Origin of the sequence: Marivirga sp. (assembly GCF_051117495.1) — a bacterium.
GTDB lineage: Bacteria > Bacteroidota > Bacteroidia > Cytophagales > Cyclobacteriaceae > Marivirga.
This window is the reverse complement of record NZ_JBNPEF010000004.1, coordinates 152,652-176,002: the sequence shown is the minus strand read 5'-3', so window position 1 is coordinate 176,002 and position 23,351 is coordinate 152,652. Positions and strand designations below refer to the sequence as shown.

20 protein-coding genes and 1 pseudogene are annotated in these 23,351 nt (G+C 36.0%); 15 read left to right on the top strand and 6 right to left on the bottom strand.

The genetic code is table 11. The features are described from left to right. Window positions 1-190: 190 nt before the first annotated feature. The 13 genes and pseudogenes from ACFE0M_RS01845 (at window position 191) to ACFE0M_RS01785 (ending at window position 13,115) form a co-directional block, all read left to right on the top strand. Window positions 191-2,758: a tetratricopeptide repeat protein gene (locus tag ACFE0M_RS01845; protein WP_434544042.1), complete on the top strand. Its 2,568-nt coding sequence runs from the start codon at window positions 191-193 to the stop codon at window positions 2,756-2,758. Window positions 2,759-3,158: 400 nt separating this feature from the next. Then, a complete protein-coding gene (pafA, locus tag ACFE0M_RS01840; RefSeq protein WP_434544041.1) occupies window positions 3,159-4,802 on the top strand; it encodes an alkaline phosphatase PafA in 1,644 nt (547 codons plus the stop codon). Window positions 4,803-5,046: 244 nt separating this feature from the next. After that, window positions 5,047-5,901: a tyrosine-type recombinase/integrase gene (locus ACFE0M_RS01835; protein WP_434544040.1), complete on the top strand. Its 855-nt coding sequence runs from the start codon at window positions 5,047-5,049 to the stop codon at window positions 5,899-5,901. A 10-nt stretch (window positions 5,902-5,911) separates the two neighbouring features. Continuing rightward, a pseudogene (locus ACFE0M_RS01830) lies at window positions 5,912-6,919 on the top strand (IS91 family transposase); the annotation flags it as partial. A gap of 184 nt (window positions 6,920-7,103) precedes the next feature. After that, entirely contained in the window at window positions 7,104-7,853 is a 750-nt protein-coding gene (locus tag ACFE0M_RS01825; RefSeq protein ID WP_434544039.1) for a hypothetical protein, read from the top strand. 238 nt (window positions 7,854-8,091) lie between these two features. Then, complete coding sequence (locus ACFE0M_RS01820; RefSeq protein WP_434544038.1) at window positions 8,092-8,613, top strand: hypothetical protein; 522 nt, start codon at window positions 8,092-8,094, stop codon at window positions 8,611-8,613. 290 nt (window positions 8,614-8,903) lie between these two features. Further along, window positions 8,904-9,212, top strand: a complete 309-nt coding sequence (locus tag ACFE0M_RS01815; protein ID WP_434544037.1) for a nucleotidyltransferase family protein — start codon at window positions 8,904-8,906, stop codon at window positions 9,210-9,212. Further along, on the top strand, window positions 9,202-9,540 hold the full coding sequence (locus ACFE0M_RS01810) for a HepT-like ribonuclease domain-containing protein (RefSeq protein WP_434544036.1): 339 nt from the start codon (window positions 9,202-9,204) through the stop codon (window positions 9,538-9,540). The genes ACFE0M_RS01815 and ACFE0M_RS01810 overlap by 11 nt, the downstream gene beginning before the upstream one ends. Before the next feature lie 222 nt (window positions 9,541-9,762). Next, entirely contained in the window at window positions 9,763-10,125 is a 363-nt protein-coding gene (locus ACFE0M_RS01805) for a DUF1801 domain-containing protein (protein WP_434544035.1), read from the top strand. A gap of 123 nt (window positions 10,126-10,248) precedes the next feature. Further along, the gene (locus ACFE0M_RS01800) at window positions 10,249-10,830 is read left to right on the top strand and encodes an NAD(P)H-dependent oxidoreductase (RefSeq protein WP_434544034.1); all 582 of its coding nucleotides are present in this window, start codon (window positions 10,249-10,251) and stop codon (window positions 10,828-10,830) included. Between the two features lie 119 nt (window positions 10,831-10,949). Then, window positions 10,950-12,137, top strand: a complete 1,188-nt coding sequence (locus tag ACFE0M_RS01795; RefSeq protein ID WP_434544033.1) for an acyloxyacyl hydrolase — start codon at window positions 10,950-10,952, stop codon at window positions 12,135-12,137. Between the two features lie 100 nt (window positions 12,138-12,237). Beyond that, window positions 12,238-12,723 carry a hypothetical protein gene (locus ACFE0M_RS01790; protein WP_434544032.1) on the top strand — a complete coding sequence of 162 codons (486 nt, stop codon included), beginning with the start codon at window positions 12,238-12,240 and terminating at the stop codon, window positions 12,721-12,723. A gap of 32 nt (window positions 12,724-12,755) precedes the next feature. Continuing rightward, a complete protein-coding gene (locus ACFE0M_RS01785; protein WP_434544031.1) occupies window positions 12,756-13,115 on the top strand; it encodes a cupin domain-containing protein in 360 nt (119 codons plus the stop codon). Between the two features lie 42 nt (window positions 13,116-13,157). Here the strand turns inward: ACFE0M_RS01785 and ACFE0M_RS01780 are convergent, their stop codons facing one another. From ACFE0M_RS01780 to ACFE0M_RS01755, 6 genes are all read right to left on the bottom strand, one after another. Then, complete coding sequence (locus tag ACFE0M_RS01780; RefSeq protein WP_434544030.1) at window positions 13,158-14,117, bottom strand: fibrobacter succinogenes major paralogous domain-containing protein; 960 nt, start codon at window positions 14,115-14,117, stop codon at window positions 13,158-13,160. Window positions 14,118-14,317: 200 nt separating this feature from the next. Continuing rightward, entirely contained in the window at window positions 14,318-16,780 is a 2,463-nt protein-coding gene (locus tag ACFE0M_RS01775; RefSeq protein WP_434544029.1) for a family 16 glycosylhydrolase, read from the bottom strand. A gap of 522 nt (window positions 16,781-17,302) precedes the next feature. Continuing rightward, window positions 17,303-18,307: an adenosine kinase gene (locus ACFE0M_RS01770; protein ID WP_434544028.1), complete on the bottom strand. Its 1,005-nt coding sequence runs from the start codon at window positions 18,305-18,307 to the stop codon at window positions 17,303-17,305. Window positions 18,308-18,569: 262 nt separating this feature from the next. Next, complete coding sequence (locus tag ACFE0M_RS01765) at window positions 18,570-19,469, bottom strand: glycerophosphodiester phosphodiesterase family protein (protein ID WP_434544027.1); 900 nt, start codon at window positions 19,467-19,469, stop codon at window positions 18,570-18,572. Window positions 19,470-19,554: 85 nt separating this feature from the next. Continuing rightward, window positions 19,555-20,646, bottom strand: a complete 1,092-nt coding sequence (locus ACFE0M_RS01760) for a BF3164 family lipoprotein (protein WP_434544026.1) — start codon at window positions 20,644-20,646, stop codon at window positions 19,555-19,557. Between the two features lie 163 nt (window positions 20,647-20,809). After that, window positions 20,810-21,298, bottom strand: a complete 489-nt coding sequence (locus ACFE0M_RS01755) for a ubiquinol-cytochrome c reductase iron-sulfur subunit (protein ID WP_434544025.1) — start codon at window positions 21,296-21,298, stop codon at window positions 20,810-20,812. Window positions 21,299-21,387: 89 nt separating this feature from the next. On the opposite strand from ACFE0M_RS01755, the gene ACFE0M_RS01750 reads away from it, so the two are divergent. Then, on the top strand, window positions 21,388-22,785 hold the full coding sequence (locus ACFE0M_RS01750) for an MATE family efflux transporter (protein WP_434544023.1): 1,398 nt from the start codon (window positions 21,388-21,390) through the stop codon (window positions 22,783-22,785). Between the two features lie 277 nt (window positions 22,786-23,062). Beyond that, a complete protein-coding gene (locus ACFE0M_RS01745) occupies window positions 23,063-23,251 on the top strand; it encodes a DUF433 domain-containing protein (protein WP_434544022.1) in 189 nt (62 codons plus the stop codon). Window positions 23,252-23,351: the final 100 nt, after the last annotated feature.

Here is a 23,351-nt window from a genome sequence, read left to right as displayed (position 1 = left end):
TTTAGTGATTTATTATATCCTAAAATTAGAGCGCTGAAAAAGACGGGGGGTGTTAAAATTTAACATCGGTAATGAACTTAAAGAAATCTTAAAATAGGGGTAATATTAAAAGCTGATTTTGAAAGTGCTTTATAAATATTTATAACTTTGTTCATTATTTTCTAACGCTTTTGCGTTTATCAAAAGGTGTATGCGTCAAATTCTCATTTTTTTATCCTTCATTATTGTAAGTTCTATATGGTCTTCTTGTGCCTATAGAGTATTAAATACTGATAAATTTTTAGAAAAAAACGAACTGGCCAAAGCTAAAAAGCGCATCGATAAAGCAGTGAAAAAAGAACCAAAAGACCCTGCTACTCAATTTATGTTGGCCAAATACTTCAGCCATCCGGTTTGGTCTTATGATGCAGTAGATTCAGCCCATCTTTATATTCAAATGGTCAGCGATACATTTCCAAAGCTGAATATGGAAACTGCGAAAAAACTGTCGAAAAAAGGTTTGGATAGTAGCGCTATTGCCAATCAGGGAATTGTAATTGACAGTTTGGCTTTTGAAAAAGCATTTTCAGAAAATACAGAGGAAGCCTACAACGAGTATTTGAATAATTATCAATATCTTATTTATGAGGAAAAAGCAACGGAATTAAGAAATCAGGTGGCTTATGATGATGCCATTGCCAAAAATACCACCCAAGCGGTAAGTGAATTTTTTAGAAAATATCCTAACGCTCTACAGGCCCAAAAAGCTAGAAATGTTTTTGAAACGCTTTATTATGAAAAGAAAACCCAAAATCAGACTGTTGAAGAATACAAGAAATACCTTGAAGAAAGGCCACAATCAGAATTTGCAGAGGAAGCTGCTCAAATTCTTTTAAATATCATTAGTTCCGGGGCAGAGAAAAACGATTTTCAAAATTTTATTAGTCAGTATGAGCAATTTGAGGCTTCTAAAATAGCTCAATCACTACTAGATGGATTGGACTACAAGGAAAATTCATCTGTACTATTAACTCATAAAAGAGATAGCCTTTTTTATTTTTATGATTTGACCCAGGAGCAATTGCTTTCATTCCAACTAAAGAACATCATACCTGATTCCTGTTTTTTTGTCAAGGATCCATATATTTTAGGCGTTGAGAATGGAGAGAAGCGAGCTTACCTCAAATCAGGAGATAAAATTTCTGATTATAATACCAATACAATTGGTTACATAGGTTCAGGATATTTCAAAATCAATGATTTTGGCCGAGAGCAAATACTGGAGCATTTTAGTTTGAATCCGGTACTACAACAAAGGGCTTTTGATTTTCGGCTAATTGACGAATTCCACTTAGCCAAGAAAGAGAGGGATGGTTGGTATCTGATTTCACTTTTAAACGAACCTGTTTTAAAACAGGCAATGGATAGCATCTGGAAAGAAGAGAACGTATTCTTTTTTAAGAAAGGAAATGATGTGGCAGTGGCTTCCAGCCAAAAATTTAGAAAGTCTGCAAAGGATGATTTGAAATCCTTGAGTTTTCTTTATGGTGATTACGAATGGATTAGCGATGAATATTTGAGGCTTTATTCCAATGATTATGAAACTATTTTGGACCGAAATGCTCAAGTGGTTTTCCCTTTAGAAAAAGCCCAATATGATTTTTTTGAGGATTTTTGGTTGAAAGCAGAAAATGAAAAATTCAGTTTATTGGATAGTAATAGAGTTGGCATTTTCGATGAGAAATTTGATAACTATAAATATAGATCAGGGGTTTTGGCACTTCAAAAAGATAGCCTTTGGACAGTTTATCAAAATGACATCCAAGGATTTCCGAAATTTGAATATGATTCTGTGAGGTTATTCAATAGCTGGTTGACTTTTGCTATAAAAGATTCTTCTCAGTATTTACTTTTCAAATCAGGTAATAAAATAAGATTAGAAGAAGGGGAGGTTTTCAAGATTCTCAAAAATTATAATGTGGCATTATCTAATGTGAGCGATCAAATTCGCTTCGTAGAAGTATCAAACGAAAAGGGATATTTTAAACTCTATAATGGTTTTGGAAAAAAAATTAAAGAAGGTGAAAAGCTGGATATCAATATTTTGACTCAAGAATTAATCCAAATTCATCAGAACAAAAAGAAGCAATTGATTGATTCTTCCGGAAATTTAATTGAGATAAAAGATGTGGAAGCCTTTGGTGCTTATCAAAATGGATTGATTCCTATTTTACAAAAGAAAAAATTTGGGGCGCTGATAGTGGATAGCCTAAAAATTATTCCAGCACATTCTCAAAGTAAGCTGGAAGTATTCTTAGAAGATTCTCTCTATATTTTCAAAGAAGATAATCTAATGGGAATAAGTGATATGTCTGCTCAAATAGTGTTAGAGGCCGATTTTAATACTGTTGAATTTTTTAATGATTCCACCGCCATAGTGGAGGAGGAAGGCGAGATGGGGATATTGAACATTTTTCAAAATGAGTATGTACATGAAGGGATAGAGTCATGGAAAAAAGAAAAGCTTGGTGAAGACATTTATTTTATCATCCGAAAAAGAGGTGGTTATGGAGTGCTCAATCAAAAAGGAGAAGAGGTTATTCCTTTTATTTTCAATGAACTGAAATCCTATGAAAGCAAAGGGAGATACTATTGGTTGGCTGAACGCAGACTTTCAGAAATTAATTATATAGTGATCGCCTATTTTGATGAAAAGGGAAGGGTACTTTTTAAAGAAGGTTTGAATTTTGATGATTTTTTAGAGACTACTTGTGACTAGCCCCCTTTCCTTGCCAAGCGGTTTGACGGTTGGAACCGTCTAATCGCTATTCTACAGACTTTCAAGCTAGCAGTTTCATTTATCGGTCAGACGGTGTGGAACCGTCAGGCCGAGGGATTCTGTTGTTTGAAGCTATTAACTTGAAAAGTGCAGTGATAATGCTAAAGATTATAATATGATTTAGGATCCGACATAATTCTTGATAGAGGATAATTTAATTCTCCTGCCCAGCGGTTTGACGGTTAGAACCGTCTAATCGCTATTATATACACTTTCAAGCTAGCAGTTTCATGGAACCGTCAGACCGAGGAGTTTTTTTTCTTTACATAAGCTTAATCTAAAATTCCTATCATTAGTCGGTTCAAATTTTTAATTTGCAGAAAATTATAATTCTATATCAATGAAGAAATATATAAGCGGAGCATTGGCTCTATTGATCCTATTATCATGCCAACCGGTACAAAAGCATGAACAAAAGGTGAAAAAGCCCAAGTTGGTAGTGGGCATTGTTATTGATCAATTACGCCATGACTATTTTGAACGCTATTCCGATAACTTTGGAGAAGATGGTTTTAAAAGGTTAATTTCTGAAGGCTTTTATAACCATAACACACATTACAATTACATTCCGACCTTTACTGGGCCAGGCCACGCATCGGTTTACACTGGCACAACCCCTGCAACGCATGGAATTATTGCCAATAATTGGTACGATAAGAACATTAAGACATCTGTCTATTGTGCGGAAGATACCTCTGTTTATACCATAGGTTCTACTTCGGATGCTGGTTTGATGTCTCCCCACCGTATGTTGAGCACAACAATTACGGATGAATTGGGTTTAGCTACCAATTTCAAATCAAAAGTAGTAGGGATTTCCATAAAGGACAGAGGATCGATTTTGCCGGCAGGTCATAACCCGACCGGTTCTTTCTGGTATGATAAAAGCAATGGGCATTTTGTGAGTAGTAGTTATTATGGAAATGAAGAATTGCCTACATGGTTGCAAGAATTCAACAATCGTAATTTGGCAGATGAGTACCTAAACCAAACTTGGGATTTATCCATGTCATTGGAAGAATACACCCAATCGACTGCGGACGACATGCCTTATGAGATGAAAGTGAGAGGAAAGGAAAAATCTGTTTTCCCTTATGATTTAAAAAAGTTGAGAGCAGAAAACGGCAATTTTGGATTGTTACCGAATACTGCTTTTGGAAATACCATTTTAGCAGATTTAGCCACTGCCACTATGGATGGTGAGCAAATGGGGCAAGATAATATAACTGATTTTCTGGCCTTAAGTTTTTCTTCCACCGATTATATTGGCCATGGATTTGGGCCTCGCTCAGTGGAGGTTCAGGATACCTATATCAAATTGGATCAAGAGATTGCCAGATTATTTGAACACTTAGATCAAAAAGTGGGTAAAGGCAATTACCTGATTTTTGTGACTTCTGATCACGGCTGTGCGGAAGTTCCCGAATATTTACAAGCCAATAAAATCCCAGCTGACCATTATGATGGCAAAGCTTATGTGCAAAATATCAGCAATGCCTTAAGTGAAAAATTTGGTCAAGGAGAATGGATAGAGGATTTTTCCAATGAGCAGTTTTTCCTAAACCATGATTTGATAACAGAAAAGGACGTTGACTTGGATGTCATCAGAAAATTCATCGTCAATGAATCCTTAAATTTGGAGGGCGTGGCCGAGGCTTATTCCGCCACAGATATGCAATCAACTGAATTTACAGAACATAAAGCTTCGGCTTTGCAGATGGGCTATAATTTCAAGCGCTCTGGAGATGTGTTGTTGATTTTGGAGCCGGGTTGGTTTTACCAAACTCGTTCTGCTACTACCCATGGAACAGGTTATGCCTATGATACCCATGTGCCATTGATTTGGTATGGTTCCGGAATCAAAAGCGGGCGGTCTTATAAAAGACAAAATATTGATGATATAGCAGTTACCTTGGCCCATATTTTAGGTACTAACTTGCCGAATGGTGCTACTGGAGAGCCTATTCAAGAGGTTTTAGATTAAGAATATCCGTAGCGTTATACGTTTAATAAACGTTTAATTCTACGGTTATAGCCTTTCAAACTCGCCTTAAATCGATTTGAAAGGCTTTTTTATTAACTATTAATTCAGTAGATTGCAAAGGATATAATAGATATATAGTCACCGGGGGGTGACTATATTCAATTGTTGAACTAAACCGTTTCTTACTGGAAACGGTAAAATGAGGTATGATTAAATTGTAATGGTAAACAAAAAAGTTACCATTATGAAAACTCAAACAAAAAGCAATGCCTTAGAGCATCTAAAAAGAGAGCTGGAATTCCGCAATTACAGTTTTCGTACAGTAAACACCTATTGTTCACTGATGTCCCACATGGTTAAGGTGAGCAGTTTGCCGCTCGAGACCCTCAGCCTTTCGCAGTTTAAAGATTATCTTCACAAGGTAGTGATAGAAAAAGGTCTATCAGCCTCTACTGTGAACCAGTACATCAGTGCATTTAAAATAGTGCAGACCGATGTTATGGGAAGGGAGTGGGAAGATTTTAAGATTAGACGTCCTAGAAAATCTAAAAGGCTTCCGATCGTCCTCTCCATTGAGGAAATGGAAAGGCTGATCAACGTGAACCGCAACTTAAAACATAAGGCTATCATTATGTTGGCCTATTCATCAGGCTTGCGGAGAAATGAGCTTTTAAACTTGCTGCCTAATCATATCGACTCTCAAAGAATGCAAGTGCGAGTCATGCAGGGTAAAGGCAAGAAAGACCGTTACACATTGCTCTCACGCAAGACACTTGAGGTACTGCGTATTTATTATAAATTTGCGCGTCCCGAGAAGTACCTGTTTGAACCCCAAAACAGCAAGGGGAAGCCTCTGTCAGAAACCACTCTGGCTAAAATCGTAAAGAACAAGCTCGAACTTGCCAGTATTAAAAAAGCGGTGTCCTTCCATACCCTACGCCACACTTTTGCCACGCACCTGTTGGAGCAAGGCGTGAACTTACGGCTGATACAGCAATTTATGGGGCATACCTCGCTAAAGACCACTACGGCCTATCTGCATCTTACTAAGCTAGACCCAGCTAGTGTTTGTTCCCCTCTAGACAATATGAAAGTTTAAAAATGGTGCGATGGAAAACAAAAGACAGAAAACAGAACTGGCTGATATCTTCATTGAACATGAAGGGGATTATTTGAATACCACAAAACTTTGCCCCGTACAAAAGAAAGCCTATCAGGCCATCACCCAATGCAGGAGTGCATCTATGGGAGGGCATATTAACAGCTGTGATAATTGTGGGTACAATCAGCAGGCCTACAACTCGTGCAGAAACCGGCATTGTCCAAAATGCCAGTTTATAAGAAAGGCCAAATGGGTCGATAAACTGGCTTCAAACCTGCCTGCCACCAAATATTTTCATTTGGTCTTTACCGTGCCCCACTGCTTGAACAAGCTGTTTTATATTAATCAAAAACCGGCTTATGGCGCACTTTTTAAAGCAGCTGGCCAATCCTTGATGCAGTGCGCCAAAAACCCTAAGTATCTGGGGGCAAAGGCAGGTGCGGTAGCGATATTGCATACCTGGGGACAAAACCTGGATTACCACCCGCATATCCATATGATAGTGCCTGCGGGAGGATTGACCGAAGACGGAATGGAATGGATTCCTTCCAACCCCAACTATTTCTTGCCCGTGAAGGTGCTAAGTGCTGTGTTTAGGGGTCTTTTACTCAAGCTGCTGGAAGCATCCTTCAAGAATGACCGGTTCAAAATACCTGCAGGCACCCACTTTGAACAACTAAAACAGCAATGCTACAAGACCAAATGGGTGGTTTACAGCGAAAAGCCTTTTAAATGCTCGGAAAATCTCATCAATTACTTGGGCAATTATACCCACAGGGTGGCCATAAGTAACCAACGGATCATCAGCCATCAAAACGGAAAGGTGAACTTTTATTATAAAGACTACCGTTGTGGTGGCTAGAGAAAAGTGATGAGCCTGGAGGCGGGCGAATTTATAAGAAGGTTCATGCAGCATGTCCTACCTGAGGGGTTTTGCAAAATCAGGTATTTTGGCTTTATGTCCTTGTCCAACCTTAAACAGGCTAGGGATGACTGTAATCATATCATTAATAAAAGGTGAGGCTTCGGTAGCTAGAGCGCACATACAATGCCCATAGTCCCATCGGCTCAGTCCAACAACGTTTTATTCATCATTCTTACTGCCTTTAAATCACATTAACAGAAATGGGGATTTTACCTTTTTTTATTTACTTTTAGAGAACGATGAATAAAACGCTATAATGTTATGTATAATTAATATGACTAGATTCACCTCATTCCTTTTGCTAATTTTTCTTGTAACTGCTTGCTCAGACAATCGAGACAAGATTTACGAAGTCCAAAATCAATTTTTATTAGAGGAGATAGAAGAGTCAAACAATAAACTTAAGTTCCGTGTAGAGGAAACGGGAAATTCGCCTGTTGGAAAAGACCTACATAAAGTATGTAAAAAACTCACTAAAACCAATATTGAGCTAACAAATAAAATCTCTAAAGGAGAGCAAATTGAAAGGAAAGACATTCAAGACCTAATAGAAATTGCGGGGAATACAAGAGACAAAATAGATATAGATTCAACTTTTCTATTTGAAGGCTTTAGCCAATATGAACAAACTAATAGCATTGCATTTACGAACATACTTTTACAATTTAATCTATCAACAGTTAATAACATAAGAGAACATTTCAATAGTTTTTTTCCTTATGTTGACCTTCTGAATCCACGTGTAATAAGCGATAAATTTGAAATCAAAAAGGGCGAAATATTCAGAGGAACAGCAATTTCAGAAGCACAAATGGTCGCTGTTAGTTTTAAATATGAAATTGACGACTCTCAGACTGATGAAGGTTTTATAGAGATACCAGCCAATGCAAGTAGTAACTATAATGGAATAGTCAAAATTAAGGGATTAGAAACTGGACAGCATAAGATTAGAGTTAGAACAACTCAGATGGTCAATGGAGAAGAAAAATCATTTGAGGATTATTTTATACTAACTGTTAAATAGAAAAATATACATAACATCGCATAAAACCAATTTGCTAATCACACTGTAGCAAAACACCTGCAAAATAGCCCACAATTTATGCTGGCATTTTGTGGCTAGTATTTAGTCATGGCTTCCACTTTTTGGCTGATATCAAAAGTGAAGGTTGTTTGAGTGAGCATAAATTGCTACTTTCAGTTTTTCATAGCCTAGTGTAGCAAACAGGTTTTATGCAGGCGTTAGCGAGAATTAAGACTGCATGAAAATAATAATAACTGGAATTCTAACTTTGTGGTTAACTGTTTTATCAAATGTGGGAGGAGACTGTCTTCAATCAGATTTAGAAAAGTTTAATGGATTCTATTCATCAATCGAGATGGACGGGGGAACACTTTCTGAAAATAATATTCCAATTGAAATACTAAAATTCAAAAACCAAAAGATAGAATCAATTTCATTAGACTACTTAAACAAAGTTAAGGACGGATATTTAATTACTTTTAAAGTTCAATATATTGATGCTGGAACATTGGTGATAGCAATTCTCAATTCTGAATATTGCATTACAGATTTCCAGATTTACCCAAATTATATTCGAGGACAGGGCAACAAGCAAGATACTATTAGCAGAGCATGGTACAACTCTAACTCAGTGACAATTGAGATAATGAACTTGAACACTGAACAAGAACCCAACTTTAAAGCAGATGGACTGTGGAAGGAAAAGCTTACAATTACAGAGGACTTAACTTTTGAACTCATAGAAAACATTTCTCGCTAACATGATATAAAACCCATTTGCTCACCACCTTGTAGCAAATTGACTACTAATTAGCCCGTAATTTATGCTTGCTTTTCATAGCTGGCAACCAAAGATATTGCCTTTGGTCAAGTAGGGTGTCTAATTATTCTAAGCTTTTGCAATTAATGAGGTGTATCAGTTTGCGATGAAAGCATAAATTACTACTTTCAGTATTTCATAGACTAGTGTAACAATCGGGTTTTGTACGGTCGTTATGTACCATAAAGCATAGATTAAGAATTATTCGAAATTTCATGTATCTTTGAATTATGGTTGATTTGGTTCAAAATAAACTTGATGAGATTGTGGAGGCATGTAAAAAACATCATGTGATTGCTATTGCTTTGTTTGGATCAGCTGCAAAAGATGCTATGAAGGAAGACAGCGATATCGATTTTCTCGTTGAATTTTCTAATGAAATTGACGTTTTGGACTATGCTGATAACTATTTCTCTTTATTACATAACCTTCAAGAAATTTTAGATAGAAAAGTCGATCTCGTATCTACCAAATCACTGAAGAACCCAATTCTCAAAGAAGAGGTAAATCGGTCAAAAGTAGATTTGTATGCAGCCTAAACTACTCAAATACATTTTAGATATTGAGAGTGTTATCGAGGAGATCGAATCTATTAAGCAGAAAACTCAAAATGACTTCAACAATTTTTCTAATGACATTATTTTGCAACGGGCTATAGAGAGGGATTTAGAAATCATTGGCGAAGCCATTAGGAAAATCATTGACATTAACCCAGACGTTCAAATTACAGCCTCTAAAAACATCATTGGATTGAGAAACATTATTTCACACGCTTACGATTCGGTTGAACCAGAGATGTTATGGGGAATAATTCAAAGGAATGTTCCCGTTTTAGCTGACGAAATGCGAACATTAAAAGGTGCATAACATTTGCTAAAAATGCATTTGCTTACTGCTTCTAGCAAAGTGAAGAAGTAAACTGATAAAAAGCCAAACTGATGATTTTATTTAGATTTAAGATAAGCATTCAGCATGTTTCTCTTCATTTTTCTTACAATAATTGTGGATATGGTTTAGCTTCGTTACTTTAGTATATCATCAGCGAAGTATTGCCAACGCATTCTAGCTTCGCGTTAACACTAATTCGCTATGAATCAGAAGAAAAAATCAGGAAAAGCAGAGGTACAAAAATTTTTGGATGAAATAAAGATAATCGATCCTGAAAAATCTGATATCTTCATTGAGTTACGTCAAATCATTTTTGAATTTTTTCCAAAAACTGAGGAAAGAATAATGTATGGTGGGATCGTATTCTTTTTAAATGAAGAAATGTATAGTGGGTTATTCTTAAATAAGAATCACATTACACTTGAGTTTGGCAATGGGTTTCTAATGAAAGACCCTCATGGTATTCTTGAAGGAAGTGGAAAATACAGAAGGCATTTGAAAATCATGGAAATGGAGGATATTGCAAATAAAGAGGTGCGTTTTTTTGTGCAACAAGCAGTATAAATGATGTTTTAATGACTTGAAGATGCTTTATTTAGCTTGAAACAAAAACTGTCTTGAAAACCCTGTTCCGTCCTTTTTGATCTTTTTTGAAAAAATCAATTCCTTTTAAACCAATTATAATTCATGAGTAAAAAAATTCTTCTAATAAATGGACACCCCGATGAGGCTAGCTTTAATTATGGATTATCAGAAGCCTATAAAAAGGGTGTTGAAAAATCAGGCGCAGAGTTAAGGGAAATCAAAATCAGGGAATTGGATTTTAATCCGAATCTACAATTTGGCTACAGAAAGCGTACAGAGCTTGAGCCGGATTTATTAGATGCTCAAGAGAGCTTAAAGTGGGCGGATCATATAGTTTGGATTTATCCTGTTTGGTGGGGGTCGGTTCCTGCCATTATGAAGGGTTTTCTTGATCGGGTTTTGTTGCCAGGATTTGCCTTCCAAAAGAGAGAGGGCTCTGTATGGTGGGATAAATTTTTAACTGGTAAAACTTCCAGATTGATTTGTACTATGGATCAACCGCCTTGGTATTATGCACTGATCTACAGTTCACCGAGCCATAAAGCCATGAAAAAGTTGACGATGCAGTTTGTAGGAGTGAAGTCTGTGAAAATAACTTCCATTGGCCCAATCAATCTATTAAAAGACAAATTCAGAGCAAAATGGTTAATGAAAGTAGCGCGATTGGGGGAGAAGAATATTTAATTAAGAATTACTTTTTTGATGAATCCGTCACCAAAATATAGCCGAAATCTAAAAATGAAAATTTGAAAGAGGTAAGCGTTGAATTAAGACTTTTACGATTTATATCTTAATTTTCAGATATGGTGCTAGCGCTATGGATGAAAAACGGGTATTTAGATAAGCTTAATCACTATAAATTGAAGCTGGCTTCTGCACAGCTATGGCTTTTATTGATATTTAGCTCTTTTTTATCAACCATTGCTATTGCCCAAACCGATTCTTTAGCTCATCAGAAACCGATTTTCTCAATAGGTGTAGGTTTACAACATGGTTTTATTTTCCCCCATTCTGTAGATGTGCAAAATACCAGTGGTGCCAGACCAACTGGAATTGAAACTATACTTAGCTGGCAAAGCAACGATTCTGCTAATTTTTCACTATGTCATTGTTATCCTAGGCAAGGATTGATGATGTCATATTATGATTACGATGTGGATTTATTAGGTAAGAGTGCTACGGCCGCATATTTTTTGGAACCTACTTACCGGATAAGTAAAAGCGTGCTTTTCTCTTTGAAAGGAGCCGCAGGACTTTCTTATTTAAGCAATCCATACGATAGTATCTCTAATCCCGGGAACCAATCTTACAGCACCCATCTAAGCGTCTATTTATTGGTGGGCGTTGGGGTATGGGTAAAGTTATCGAAAAATTGGTGGCTAAACCCTTCTATAAACTATCAGCATATCTCCAATGGAGGTATGCGACAGCCCAATAAGGGCATTAATTGGCCTACTGCTGGAATCTCATTGATTTATCAACCTAATCCGAGATCCTTTTACACTGGAGTACGCACCACAGAAAAATTTTGGAGGAATTATTCCACCAGATATGATTTCACTTTATTGGGTACCATGAATCGTGGCTACAATGAGGTCGGTAATCGCAAAAGATTTTTTGGGGGTGGCTTTGCATTTCAGGCAGGTAAGCAGGTGGGAAAACTGAGTATGCTTACTGTGGGCACTGAAGTTTATTTTGATGGAAAGTTACGAGACAAACTTGATAGGGATGGAGTGAATGCAAGTGCATTGAAATCTGGCTTATTATTTGGGCATGAGTTTTTACTGGGCAAGTTTCAATTTAGCCAGCGATTGGGCGTGTACATCTTTGATCAAACACCTTATTATGATCGAATATTTCATCGTTGGGGTATTAAGTATCAGATAAATCGCCAATTCAGTACGGGAATTAATCTGCTGGCTCACCGGCATGTGGCAGCATTTTTTGACTTCAGGCTGACCTATACTTTTCAGAAGCGATATGAACAATAATGATTTTGGTTTTATAAGAGATTTAATTCAGAAGCTTAGAATCAGCATTTTTTACTAATTTTAATGGACACTGCAAAACAAGAACTTAAAATAAATTATCATGAGAACTATTTTACTTTTACTTTTAGTCTTTACTTTCCATGCTGCATTGTCCCAGAATTGGGAAGAAATTGAAATAGATGATAAAGTAAGCATTAAGATTCCTGGAGAACATAATAAAACTGCTTCCGGTAATAATATAAAGATTTCGGCCATAACAGCTAAAGGGGATATATCGATAGATCGCTATGATTTACCTGATAGTCTCTATCATAAAGAATATAATTTGGATCCTTTAGAGCCCTATGCAAAAGGATATATAACGGGTATGCAGTTTGGCAAGAAAGTAGAACTTTTATCTAATAATGAGGTATTTATTAAGGATTTAAGGGCAAGGGAAGTTCTATTATCAAATAAGGATGATAGAGTAGTTCAGATTTATTTTTTTATAATTGATCGAAAGATGTACACGATTAAATTCACAGAAAACAAATCCCCGTCTGATACTGACCGAGAAAAAATATTTTCTTCTATTCAAATTATGTAACCTAGTTTAATTAGAAATGACAATTCACTAGAATGGAAAAAGTGAACCTTAATCAAAAATTCTCATTGTTTTCAGAACATTGGTCACCCAAAATTGTGGGGGAGTTGAATGGACAACATGTTAAGCTTGCCAAACTCAAAGGCGAATTTGTTTGGCATAAACATGAGCTAGAAGATGAGATGTTTTTTGTCGTTAAAGGAATTCTGAAAATGGAATACCGAGATAGAACAATCGAAGTGAAAGAAAATGAATTTGTGATAGTCCCGAAAGGGGTGGAACACAAGCCTGTTGCTGAAGAGGAGGTTTGGGTGATGCTTTTTGAACCTGCTTCTACTTTAAATACGGGTGATGTTGAAAATGAAATGACCAAACCAGATTTGGATTGGATCTAGAAATTAATGATGTATCAGAAATTCTATTTTGTCCAACTGTTTTTATTCTTCTTTTACGCAACGCACAGCATAACCTGCACTTCTTAAAAAATTGGCCGCAATAATAGTGTTTGAATCAAAGTTGAGCTGATAATAGAATGAAAAATCTGCTCCATTGGCAGTATTGGCCCACCAAAAGCCATTGAAATTTAAATTGATAAAAGTTCCGTCAGTGTATTGTCTTCTGCCAGATGGTAAAGCAGTAAATCCACTGCTATTGTTTCCGGAGCTTCCTGGGTTCCAATGGGTATTGCCAGCTTCTTTTAATTTTGAGCCGGCTACATTTACACCACCTAGTTCAGAAATCAATGCATCCCAATCTGCTTGAGTAGCAACTCTCCAGCCTTCTGGAGCCAAATTGCGAGGATCTGAAACTGCGTACCAATTATATAAAAGCCCAAAAGTAGCCAGTTCGTCTAAATCCTCTGTATTGTTGTAGGCTGAATATGCTTCTGTCTGAAGGTTTACCCATTGGGAATTGCTGGTTATATTGCTTATTGGATCTCCATTTCGATAATGAGTGGTTCGGAGGTTTTCTGCCATCCAGGTTTGTTCTCCTATTTTAATGGTTTTGTATGCATTGCCATCAATATCCGCCATTATTCCGTAAGAAAAATTTTCGTTAAATACAGCATCTGAAATGCCTTTGTTGACGACATTAATTGAAACAGTAAGGCTAACATCATTAAAAGCAGATGGATATTTAGGGCTAAAGGCAACATTGAGTTCTTGATTATCACCTTCTTCAAGAACAGTTCCAATATCAGGTGTATAAATGAAAGTCCCATCTACATCAGCACTTGCGTTAAGCTGGGTTTCACTTAAGGGAATTCCCACGCCAATATCATCAGGATTTTCCCAAGTTAACTCAGGATTGATTTTTTCAAAATCGGTTTGACATGCTGTTAAGGAAATTAAGAGAATGCTAAATATTTGAAACGAAGTCTTGATTAGGCTATCCATAGGATTTTATACTTATTGGGTCAAAGTAAAGCTACTCTTTTATATTGATATTAAATGGAAAATATTGATAAAGAAAAGACGAATTATAATACTATTCGTCTTTTCTTTTTTAATTAGCCCTGCTTTATCATTTCAAAAACTAAGCTCAAAATTGTCAGGTTTTCATTCTATTTTAAAATTGATAAACTAGGTTTCGCCATTTACTTCAAAAATTTCCTTTGAAGCTTATGATGCTGATCATTTATCTGAATAAAATATAGTCCTTTATTTAAATTGGAAATATTGATTGGGTTTTTAATATCTCTAGTTTCAATTAAAATTCTACCATTTACATCCATAATTCTAATTTCAACATCATTTTTAAATCCATCTGCATTGATCCATATTTGGTCCTTTGCAGGATTGGGGTAAACTGTGAATGATAATCCATTTGAAGTTATCTCTTCATTTGACAAAATCATATCATTTGACCGCAAGCTACTTCCACAATCAAATGAACCTGAATTAAGGCTAGGATCATAAGTAAGATTACCTTCCACATTATCAACACAAAAATTTACTGTTACACCACCTCGGGCTGAAGAAGAGGTTTGAAAACTTACAGTTCCGTCCGAGCCGGTGGTGCCACTTACAGACTCACTGAATGTTCCTGAAAATGTACCGCTAACTACAGCGCCAGATACGGGATTATCTAAATTATCAGAAATACTAACGGTAGCAGTTCCATATTTTTGTCCCGCACCAGCGTTTGCTGTACCGGTAACTATATTGCTCACATAAATAGCTGTGGCTTCTCCGCTGTCAGAAGTTCCGGTGATGGAAATTTGGGAAGAGGTAGTAGTTGCTCCTTCATTATCTGAAGCGCTAGCTGTCAATATTTGTGTTCCTTCTACAACCGTCCAATTTATCGCATAAGGTTCTGCATCGTCTATACCAATAGATGTACCATCTACAAAAAATTCCACTTGAGAGATACTTCCATCGCTATCTGTTGCATCAGCTTCTATTGTGATAGCTGTACCTGCATCAAAGCTAGATCCATCAGCTGGATTTGTAATACTTACACTTGGTGCATTATTTCCCCCATCATTATTATCTCCTGAATCAGCATTGTAACTATCCAGATTGTCGAAGTAATAGGTGTCGCCAGTAAAAGTGTTGGAGTTAAATAAAATCGCCATTTTATCAATGGTTGAACTGGCAGCTCCATCCGGTTGATCCAAAAGAGAGAATTCAATTCTTTGCCAATTGTTGTTTTCCGTTATAGTTCCTACATATCGACTGTGGCGTCCTTCCGGATAATTGGTGGCAGTAGCAGTAGAGGTTTCCAATTGTAAAATAATTTCTGTTCCAATTGGAGCATCAGTATAAACATCCATGTAGAATTTTTTATCCGAAGCAACTCCTGCATATTGGTCTGCATTGGAAATAGCGGATGTTTCGTAAAATAAGACATCATACTGCGTTTCCGAATCTCTTATATACTGACCGCTTAGCGTGCTTCCATTTACAGTATTGGGATCAGGGTTTTGGACTTCCGTTAAAGTACCATCACTTGAGAAATAGGTTGCTAAGCCTGTCTCATCGAAATTCTCGAAAGAAAAACCTTTACTGTAGGCTGGCTCCACTATTACATCAATGGCAATGGATTCATTACCGTTCCCTACATCAAAAGTGCCTGTTACATTTCCACTATTACTTCCAAAATCAACAGTCAGTTGACTTGTGCCTTGTCCGGACACTATGTTGGCATCTGAGGGGACTGTCCATTGCACATTGGCGCCAGAGCTTAATTTGTCAATATTGTATTGCACATTGGTTTCTTGATTGGATACCACACGCTTTCCTCGGATGGTTGGTTTGTTTCCATCATATACCCTTACATAATCCACCTGCATTGTAGAAGGAAAAATACTGTCATCCACTTCACCACCTAGAGTGCCGCCCACAGCAGTATTCAGGATAAAATGAAAATTTCCATCATCAAAAGGCCAGTTATATGGAGCTACATCCTCGGCAGTTTTTACTGAATACAAGATGTCATCTACATACCATCTAATTTCACCTGGCTCCCATTCTATAGTGAACTCATGAAAATCATCTGTAAATAAACTCCCATCATATAAATAAAAGCTATTGCCTTGGAATTGATTGTCTGGATAAGGGTCGCCATAATGAATGGTTCCAAATACATGGTCTGGTTGAGCGGAAATAAATTCCATAATGTCAATTTCACCATCCATTGGCCACCCGCCATTAGGTTCATCAGTTGATAACATCCAAAATGCAGGCCACAAACCTGCTCCAGCGGGCAATTTAATTCTTGCTTCAAATCTTCCATACTGAAAATCTGCAAGGTTTTTCGTTCTGATTCTAGCCGAAGTATAGCCATTGGATTTTACCCTTTCCTTTTTTGCAATGATATTGAGCATTCCATTATTGACTTCTGCATTCTCGGCCTTGTAATACTGAAGTTCTCCATTTCCCCATCCACAAATTCCCTCAGCACAGCCATCTCCGATTTGGGGCTCCCACTTATTAAGATCAAGTGAACTCCCATCAAATTCATCTGACCACACCAAAGTGGGATTTTGTGATTGTAATTGATGACTGCATATTAAAATGCAGCAACTTAATGTGATTAATTGTAATAAACGTTCCATAGTCATAGTATTGTTTTTAAAATTTACTTTTCAACTTATCTACCTTAAGTTCAATTTTCAATTTTTCAACTACATCAATACTACATCATTAAAGTATTTAAATCACATCATAAACTATACTGATTGAGATATATAATAGGCTATCTCTTAAATAGCTTATGTTTTCTGTTTTTATAAATCTTTGTAAAATACTATTTCTGTTTAAGGGTAACGGTAAGGGGGTGCGTTGATATAATTCTGTCTTATAACAGAATTTTTTAACTTAATAATTATGGGATAAGCCAATTTTTTATCAAAAAAGCCTTTGAAATTTCTATCAAAGGCTTTTCAATCTATGTTTAGGAAGTATTGCTAATCCTACCTTGTTAAGTTAATTAAAAAGATAAAATCTGCCAGGTTTCTATGAGTTTTGGTAGTTAAAATGATTGTATTTTCATCATTCATTTCATATAAAGCCTGACAGGTTTGGGTAAAAGTACTAAAATTACAAAATAGGGATGATTACTAATTTTTAATTACTCATTAAACGCTCTTCCACTTATTTAAAATCTCTTTGGCATCAGGCCAGGTCAATCTTGGGCCGAGTTGTGTAACAATTTTAGAACTTGCTAAGGATGCCAATTTACCTGCATCAGCATAACTATGTCCATTTGTAATGGCATATAAAAAAGCACCGGCAAACATATCGCCTGCACCATTGGTATCCACCGCTTTCACTTGATAGGGCTCTATATCAATAAAAGTATCTCCGTCATAAATGATAGCTCCATTTTTACCTTGAGTAATGGCAAATCTTTTGGCTACTTTCTTCAATTCTTCTCGAATGCTATCAGGGTCATTTTCACCAGTGAATAATGCGGCTTCCTCTTCATTGCAGAATAATAAATCAACACTAGCGCCTACTACAGACTCCATCTGTTCTTTGAAATATTTAACCATGGCAGGATCAGAAAATGTTAGGGCAGTTTTTACGCCATTATCTTCTGCTATTTTTTTGGCTTTCTTCATGGCAGCCAATCCGCTTTCTGAAGTCACTAAGTAGCCTTCCAAATAGAGATATTTTGAATCTTTCAACGCATATTCATGAATTTCCTTTTCAGAAAAATCAGCAGTAATACCCAAGAAAGTATTCATAGTTCGCTCTGCATCAGGTGTGGTCATCACCAATACTTTTCCAGTTGTGCCAACAGGTGCGCTTTCAGGAGTCAAAACAGTATCAATACCATTCGCCTTTAAATCATTTAAAAAGAAAACGCCTTCTAAATCATTGGCTACTTTGCAAGAATAAAATCCTTTGGCGCCAAATTGACTGGCAGCAACCAAGGTGTTGGCAGCTGAACCCCCTCCTTGCATATGTTCTTCTGTGATTTTCATGGAGTTGAGTAATTCTGCTTGACGCTCTTCTTCCACTAAGGTCATCACTCCTTTTTCTACTTTATTTTCAAGTACGAATTCTTCTGAAACTTCTGTGATAATATCCACTAAGGCATTTCCTATTCCGTAGATATCATATTTTTTGTTGGACATAAAATTTTTAATTAGTAATTAATAATTAAGGATTAGTAAATTTGAGATTCCTCTCATTCAATATTAATATAAAGCCTTCAGGTTTTTACACTTTCCCCAGTTTTGGTGTTTGTTTTCACCAAAACTCATTGATGCTGTTTTTTTACAACTATAACTACAATTCTTTTAGGTGAAAACACCTAAAAGTGGGGTTCGGATAAAAAAACTCTCCATTATAAAAATAAAACCTGACAGGTTTTTTATCTTTATTCTTACAGCAAAATTAAGGATTATTGCGGAATTTGTCGGCTAATTCAGGATAATCTGTAATAATGCCATCAACCCCTATTTTCAGTAATCTGGTCGCATCTTTTTCTTCATTTACCGTCCAAGGAATGACCTTCACGCCTTTTTGATGAAGTGCAGTTACCATATTTTTATCAACCAGTTGATGATAAGGACTGTAAATTGCAGGCGTAAATCCCAATTCTTCAAATTGCTTTTCCCAAGCCCCACTTTCGTAAACCAGTGCGGCCAATGGAACTTTTGGAAAGGTTTTGTGGAAGTGTTTCAATATATCAAAATCAAATGATTGGATGTTCCATTTCTCTTGAGGATATTCCATAAATAGTACTTTAAATACTAATCGACTGAATTTCTTAATATTGGGGTGATAGACATTCTGCATGCCTTCTTCATACTTAATTTCCACATTCATAAAAGGAAGTTCTTTTCCTTCTTTTTCACAATATTCAATTGTTTTTTTAATGATATCATAGAGTAAGGGCTTTGGAGAGCTAACTTGTTTTTGATTTGGGAAATCAGGGTTTTTCACACTTCCGCAATCACATTTTTGCAGTTCCTCGTAAGTCATTTTGTATATATTCCATCCTTTTTCTGCTCTTTCAGTGATGGGTTGACCTGCAGTGTCTAAACAGATTTTGTGGTTTAAATAGGGTTCGTGAGAAACTACTACTTTTTCGTCTTTGGTGATGACCACATCCATTTCCAAAGTGGTCATATTTTGGTCAATCGCATATTGGAATGCTGCCCAGGTATTTTCAGGATATATACCTCTGGCTCCTCGATGGCCTTGCCAGTCAATGTTTTCATAATTTTTGGGTCTTTCAGTACAACTCATAAACATCAAAATAGACGATAGGAATATCAATAGGTATCTCATTGTATAAAATTAGTTTAAAGCTAATTTCTACAATTTCTTTTAATATTGAGTTATGAGAACGTTAATTTTATACTTTAATGACCTTCTAAAGGTCAAAAACTACCAAACCTGGATTTTCATCATAGGTTATGGCATAAATTCTGTCTTCATCAACAGTAAAATGCTTTATAGAATAGTTAAGATTGTACCTTATTAAAGGATTGCCATCTAAATCAAAAATAAATATTTGCTCCACAAATTTATCCTCCTTATTGATGTCAATAGTTTCAAAGGAGTGTCCTGAGAATCCAGCGTATATTTTATTGTTAAAAATAGTCGCATCGATATATTTATAGATTACATCATCAAAATCTAATGCACACATTGCATAGCCAGCACCATAGTCCACCGTGAATTTGGGTACATGGTGTACGGGTCCTCTCACCGATATGGTTTTTCCTGTTGTTTTATCTAATATTTCAATAATGTCTGCATCTAAACAGGCAAAGGCGAAATGCGTTTTTGCATCGTTTACGACTAACTTCCCTTGTAGTAAAGAAGAAATTACATTCGAGGGTACATCCTTCATATTAAGCATGTCTTGCCAATTACCGAAGATGTTCAGGATTTGTCCATCAAATCTAAACTCAACAAACTTTTCATCTCCATTATTGCGAGTTGATAAAAATGAATTTTTTGCACTTGGAACCAGAGTACTTGCCAGATACATTTCATCATTTTTGGGTTTTATTACTTCTATTGAATTAGCAAATGTATCTATAGCATTGTATTTCGCTAAGGTTTTACCAGATAAGGAATATCCCCAAAATTGGTTTTTCCTAACAGTTTTAAATAAAGAGGATGCACTTTTTAATTCGTTTGGAGCTATCCCTGATTTACCTGTTTTTCTTATATGCTTATAATTAGACTTATTAATTATGTGAAAAAGCGTATCATCTTCGGTTTCTGATATCACTAAATAATCTTCTAATGCTAATACCAAATCTGGATAAAGCAATTGCGGTATATTTAATTTCTTACCACTTAGTGTTTTCTCATTTTGGAAATCATCTATTCCAAATTTTTTTATGGTGTAAAGTTCAGATTCTTTCTCTGATAAAATAGTCTTGTCTTGACAAGTAGCAAACAAGAAAAGAAATAAAACCGCAAGAACTGATTTCAAATTGGAATTTCTCACAAGCGTTATTAAAATTAAAAAGACGTTATAAAAATACTAACTTAATTTTGAGAAGGGAAAAAGAATAGATCAATTTCATGCATTAATTCTTTTACTTAAAAATATTTTCTCTTTTTCAAACCGGTGTTCTCAGGTTTTCTATTTAATATAAAAATGATGTTCTCTACTTTGTGATGGTAATAATATCATTATCAAGGGCCACATCAAACTGAGTTAAAGGACGAGTAGCTGGGCCTGTTACTACCTCACCATCCGTTGTAAATACTGATCCATGACAAGAACATCGGAAGTTTCCATTATTTAATGACCAATTTCTATCGCAATTGCTATGGGTACAAACTGAAGTTAATGCCTTTATTTCGCCATCATTGACCACTAAAGTTTGTGCTTGGGTTATGAGCAACCAGCCTCCTGATGAATTAAGTTCTTCAATTAAATTTAAATCAATTGTAATCGTATCCCCATCAATATTAATGCCCTCGGAGTTTGCATCAACATTGATAGGGTCTTCTGTATCATCACTGCAAGAAGTGAAAAATGAAGTACCAAATAATCCCATTATCGCAAAACCACCTGCTTTTTTGAGAAACTCCCTTCTTTCAATAGTAAGTTGGCCTTTTTTATTTGAAGTACTGTTTAGGTGCTTTTCCATAAATTTTTATTTGAAAAACTTACAGTTACACATAATGTTCTCGAAACATCAAAAAATTAACTTAATATTGCAGACGTCAATTACAATTGATGTTCCAAAGAATCAGAAAATATATCCTATTTATTCAGTATGCCATTAAAGGCACTAATGAAGATCTGACCAATATAAAAATTAGTCGGGCCATCATTCTTTTGTCCATTCCCATGGTTTTGGAGATGGTAATGGAATCTTTATTTGCAGTAGTAGATGTGTTTTTTGTGGCGCAAGTCAGCACAAATGCTGTGGCTACGGTAGGTTTAACGGAGTCTGTAATCACAATAGTTTACTCCTTGGGCATAGGTCTCAGTATGGCAGCCACGGCTATGGTCGCCAGAAGAATAGGGGAGAAAAAGAAAAAAGAAGCTTCTCATACTGCTGTCCAATCGATTATTTTAACCTTAGCAGTTTCATTGGCTTTAAGTGTTGCCGGTTTTATTTATGGTGAAGATGTTCTACGCCTAATGGGCGGTGAAGAGGACTTAATCAAAGAAGGTAGATGGTACACTAAGATACTATTTGCCAGTAATGGTACCATTATGTTACTTTTCTTAATTAATGGTATTTTTCGCGGGGCAGGAAATGCGGCTATCGCCAAGCGTGCATTATGGTTAAGCAATATTCTCAACATGATATTGGACCCGATCTTTATTTTTGGTTGGGGGCCAATCCCAGCTATGGGCGTAACGGGTGCAGCAGTGGCAACAGCTATTGGCAGAAGCATAGGAGTTTTATACCAATTATATCATTTATTGAAAGGCACAGGAGTAATCAGTGTTTCATTTCAGCATATAAAGCCTGATTTTTCAGTAATAGGAAGAATTATAAAAATTGCCTCTGGTGGAGTAGGACAATTTTTAATTGAATCAGCAAGCTGGATATTTCTAGTTAGGATTATTTCCAATTTTGGTAGTGAAGTTTTAGCGGGATACACTATAGCGCTGAGAATCATCATTTTCACCATTCTGCCATCCTTTGGAATTAGCAATGCAGGAGCAACACTAGTAGGACAAAATTTGGGAGCAAAATTACCAGAAAGGGCCGAAAAATCAGTTTGGTTGGCAGCACGCTATAATGTGATTTTTCTTTTTACAGTCTCATTGATTTTCTATGTTTTTTCAAATGAAATAGTGGGGATTTTCACAGATGTGGAGGCTGTAAAAAAAGAAGCCATTAAGGCTGTGCGCTATATTTGTTTCGGCTACATTTTCTTTGCCTATGGAATGGTGTTGAGCCATGCTTTCAATGGTGCTGGAGACACCAAAACCCCTACCATTATCAATTTTGTTTGCTTTTGGCTTTTCCAAATTCCATTGGCTTATTTTATGGCCAATAATTTGGGCTTAGGCTCAGATGGGGTTTACCTAGGGATAGTTTTTGCCTTTTCACTTTTAGCTGTGATTTCAATTATCTGGTTTAAAAGAGGGAAGTGGAAATTGACTGAGGTTTAAAGCTTTGTAAATGAATTTAGTTTACTGGATAAATGTTATTTTTCAAAGAAGGAAAAAAACGTGAACTTTAAGGAAAAAGTACTATGAAATGATGTAAATTTTAGAATCCTCAACATATCAACAGAGGATAAGTAAAATTTATTGAATTCCATGTGATAATAAAAAATAAACATATACACATGAAATGAGCATAAATATTCGAGAGCGAATTTATAACAATCGCCAGATGAATATTTATAGCGAATTCCATGTGGCATTATAAAACAATTATATACACATGAATTATCAAGATAAGATTACGTCTAACCCCAAAGTTATGCTAGGGAAGCCAGTTGTGAAAGGAACTCGCATTACTGTAGAATTAATCTTGAAAAAGATTGCAGGTGGATATTCCTTTGATGAAATTATTGAAATGTATCCTCATATTAGCAAGGATGATATTTTAGCTTGTGTGAGATTCAATTAAAATAGGGAAATTAATTTGTACTGAAACTTTTGTGGTAATCAACTTTTAACTAAACCTACAATATTTGCTCGAAGAGTGCGGGCAGGAGGACAAAACAGCG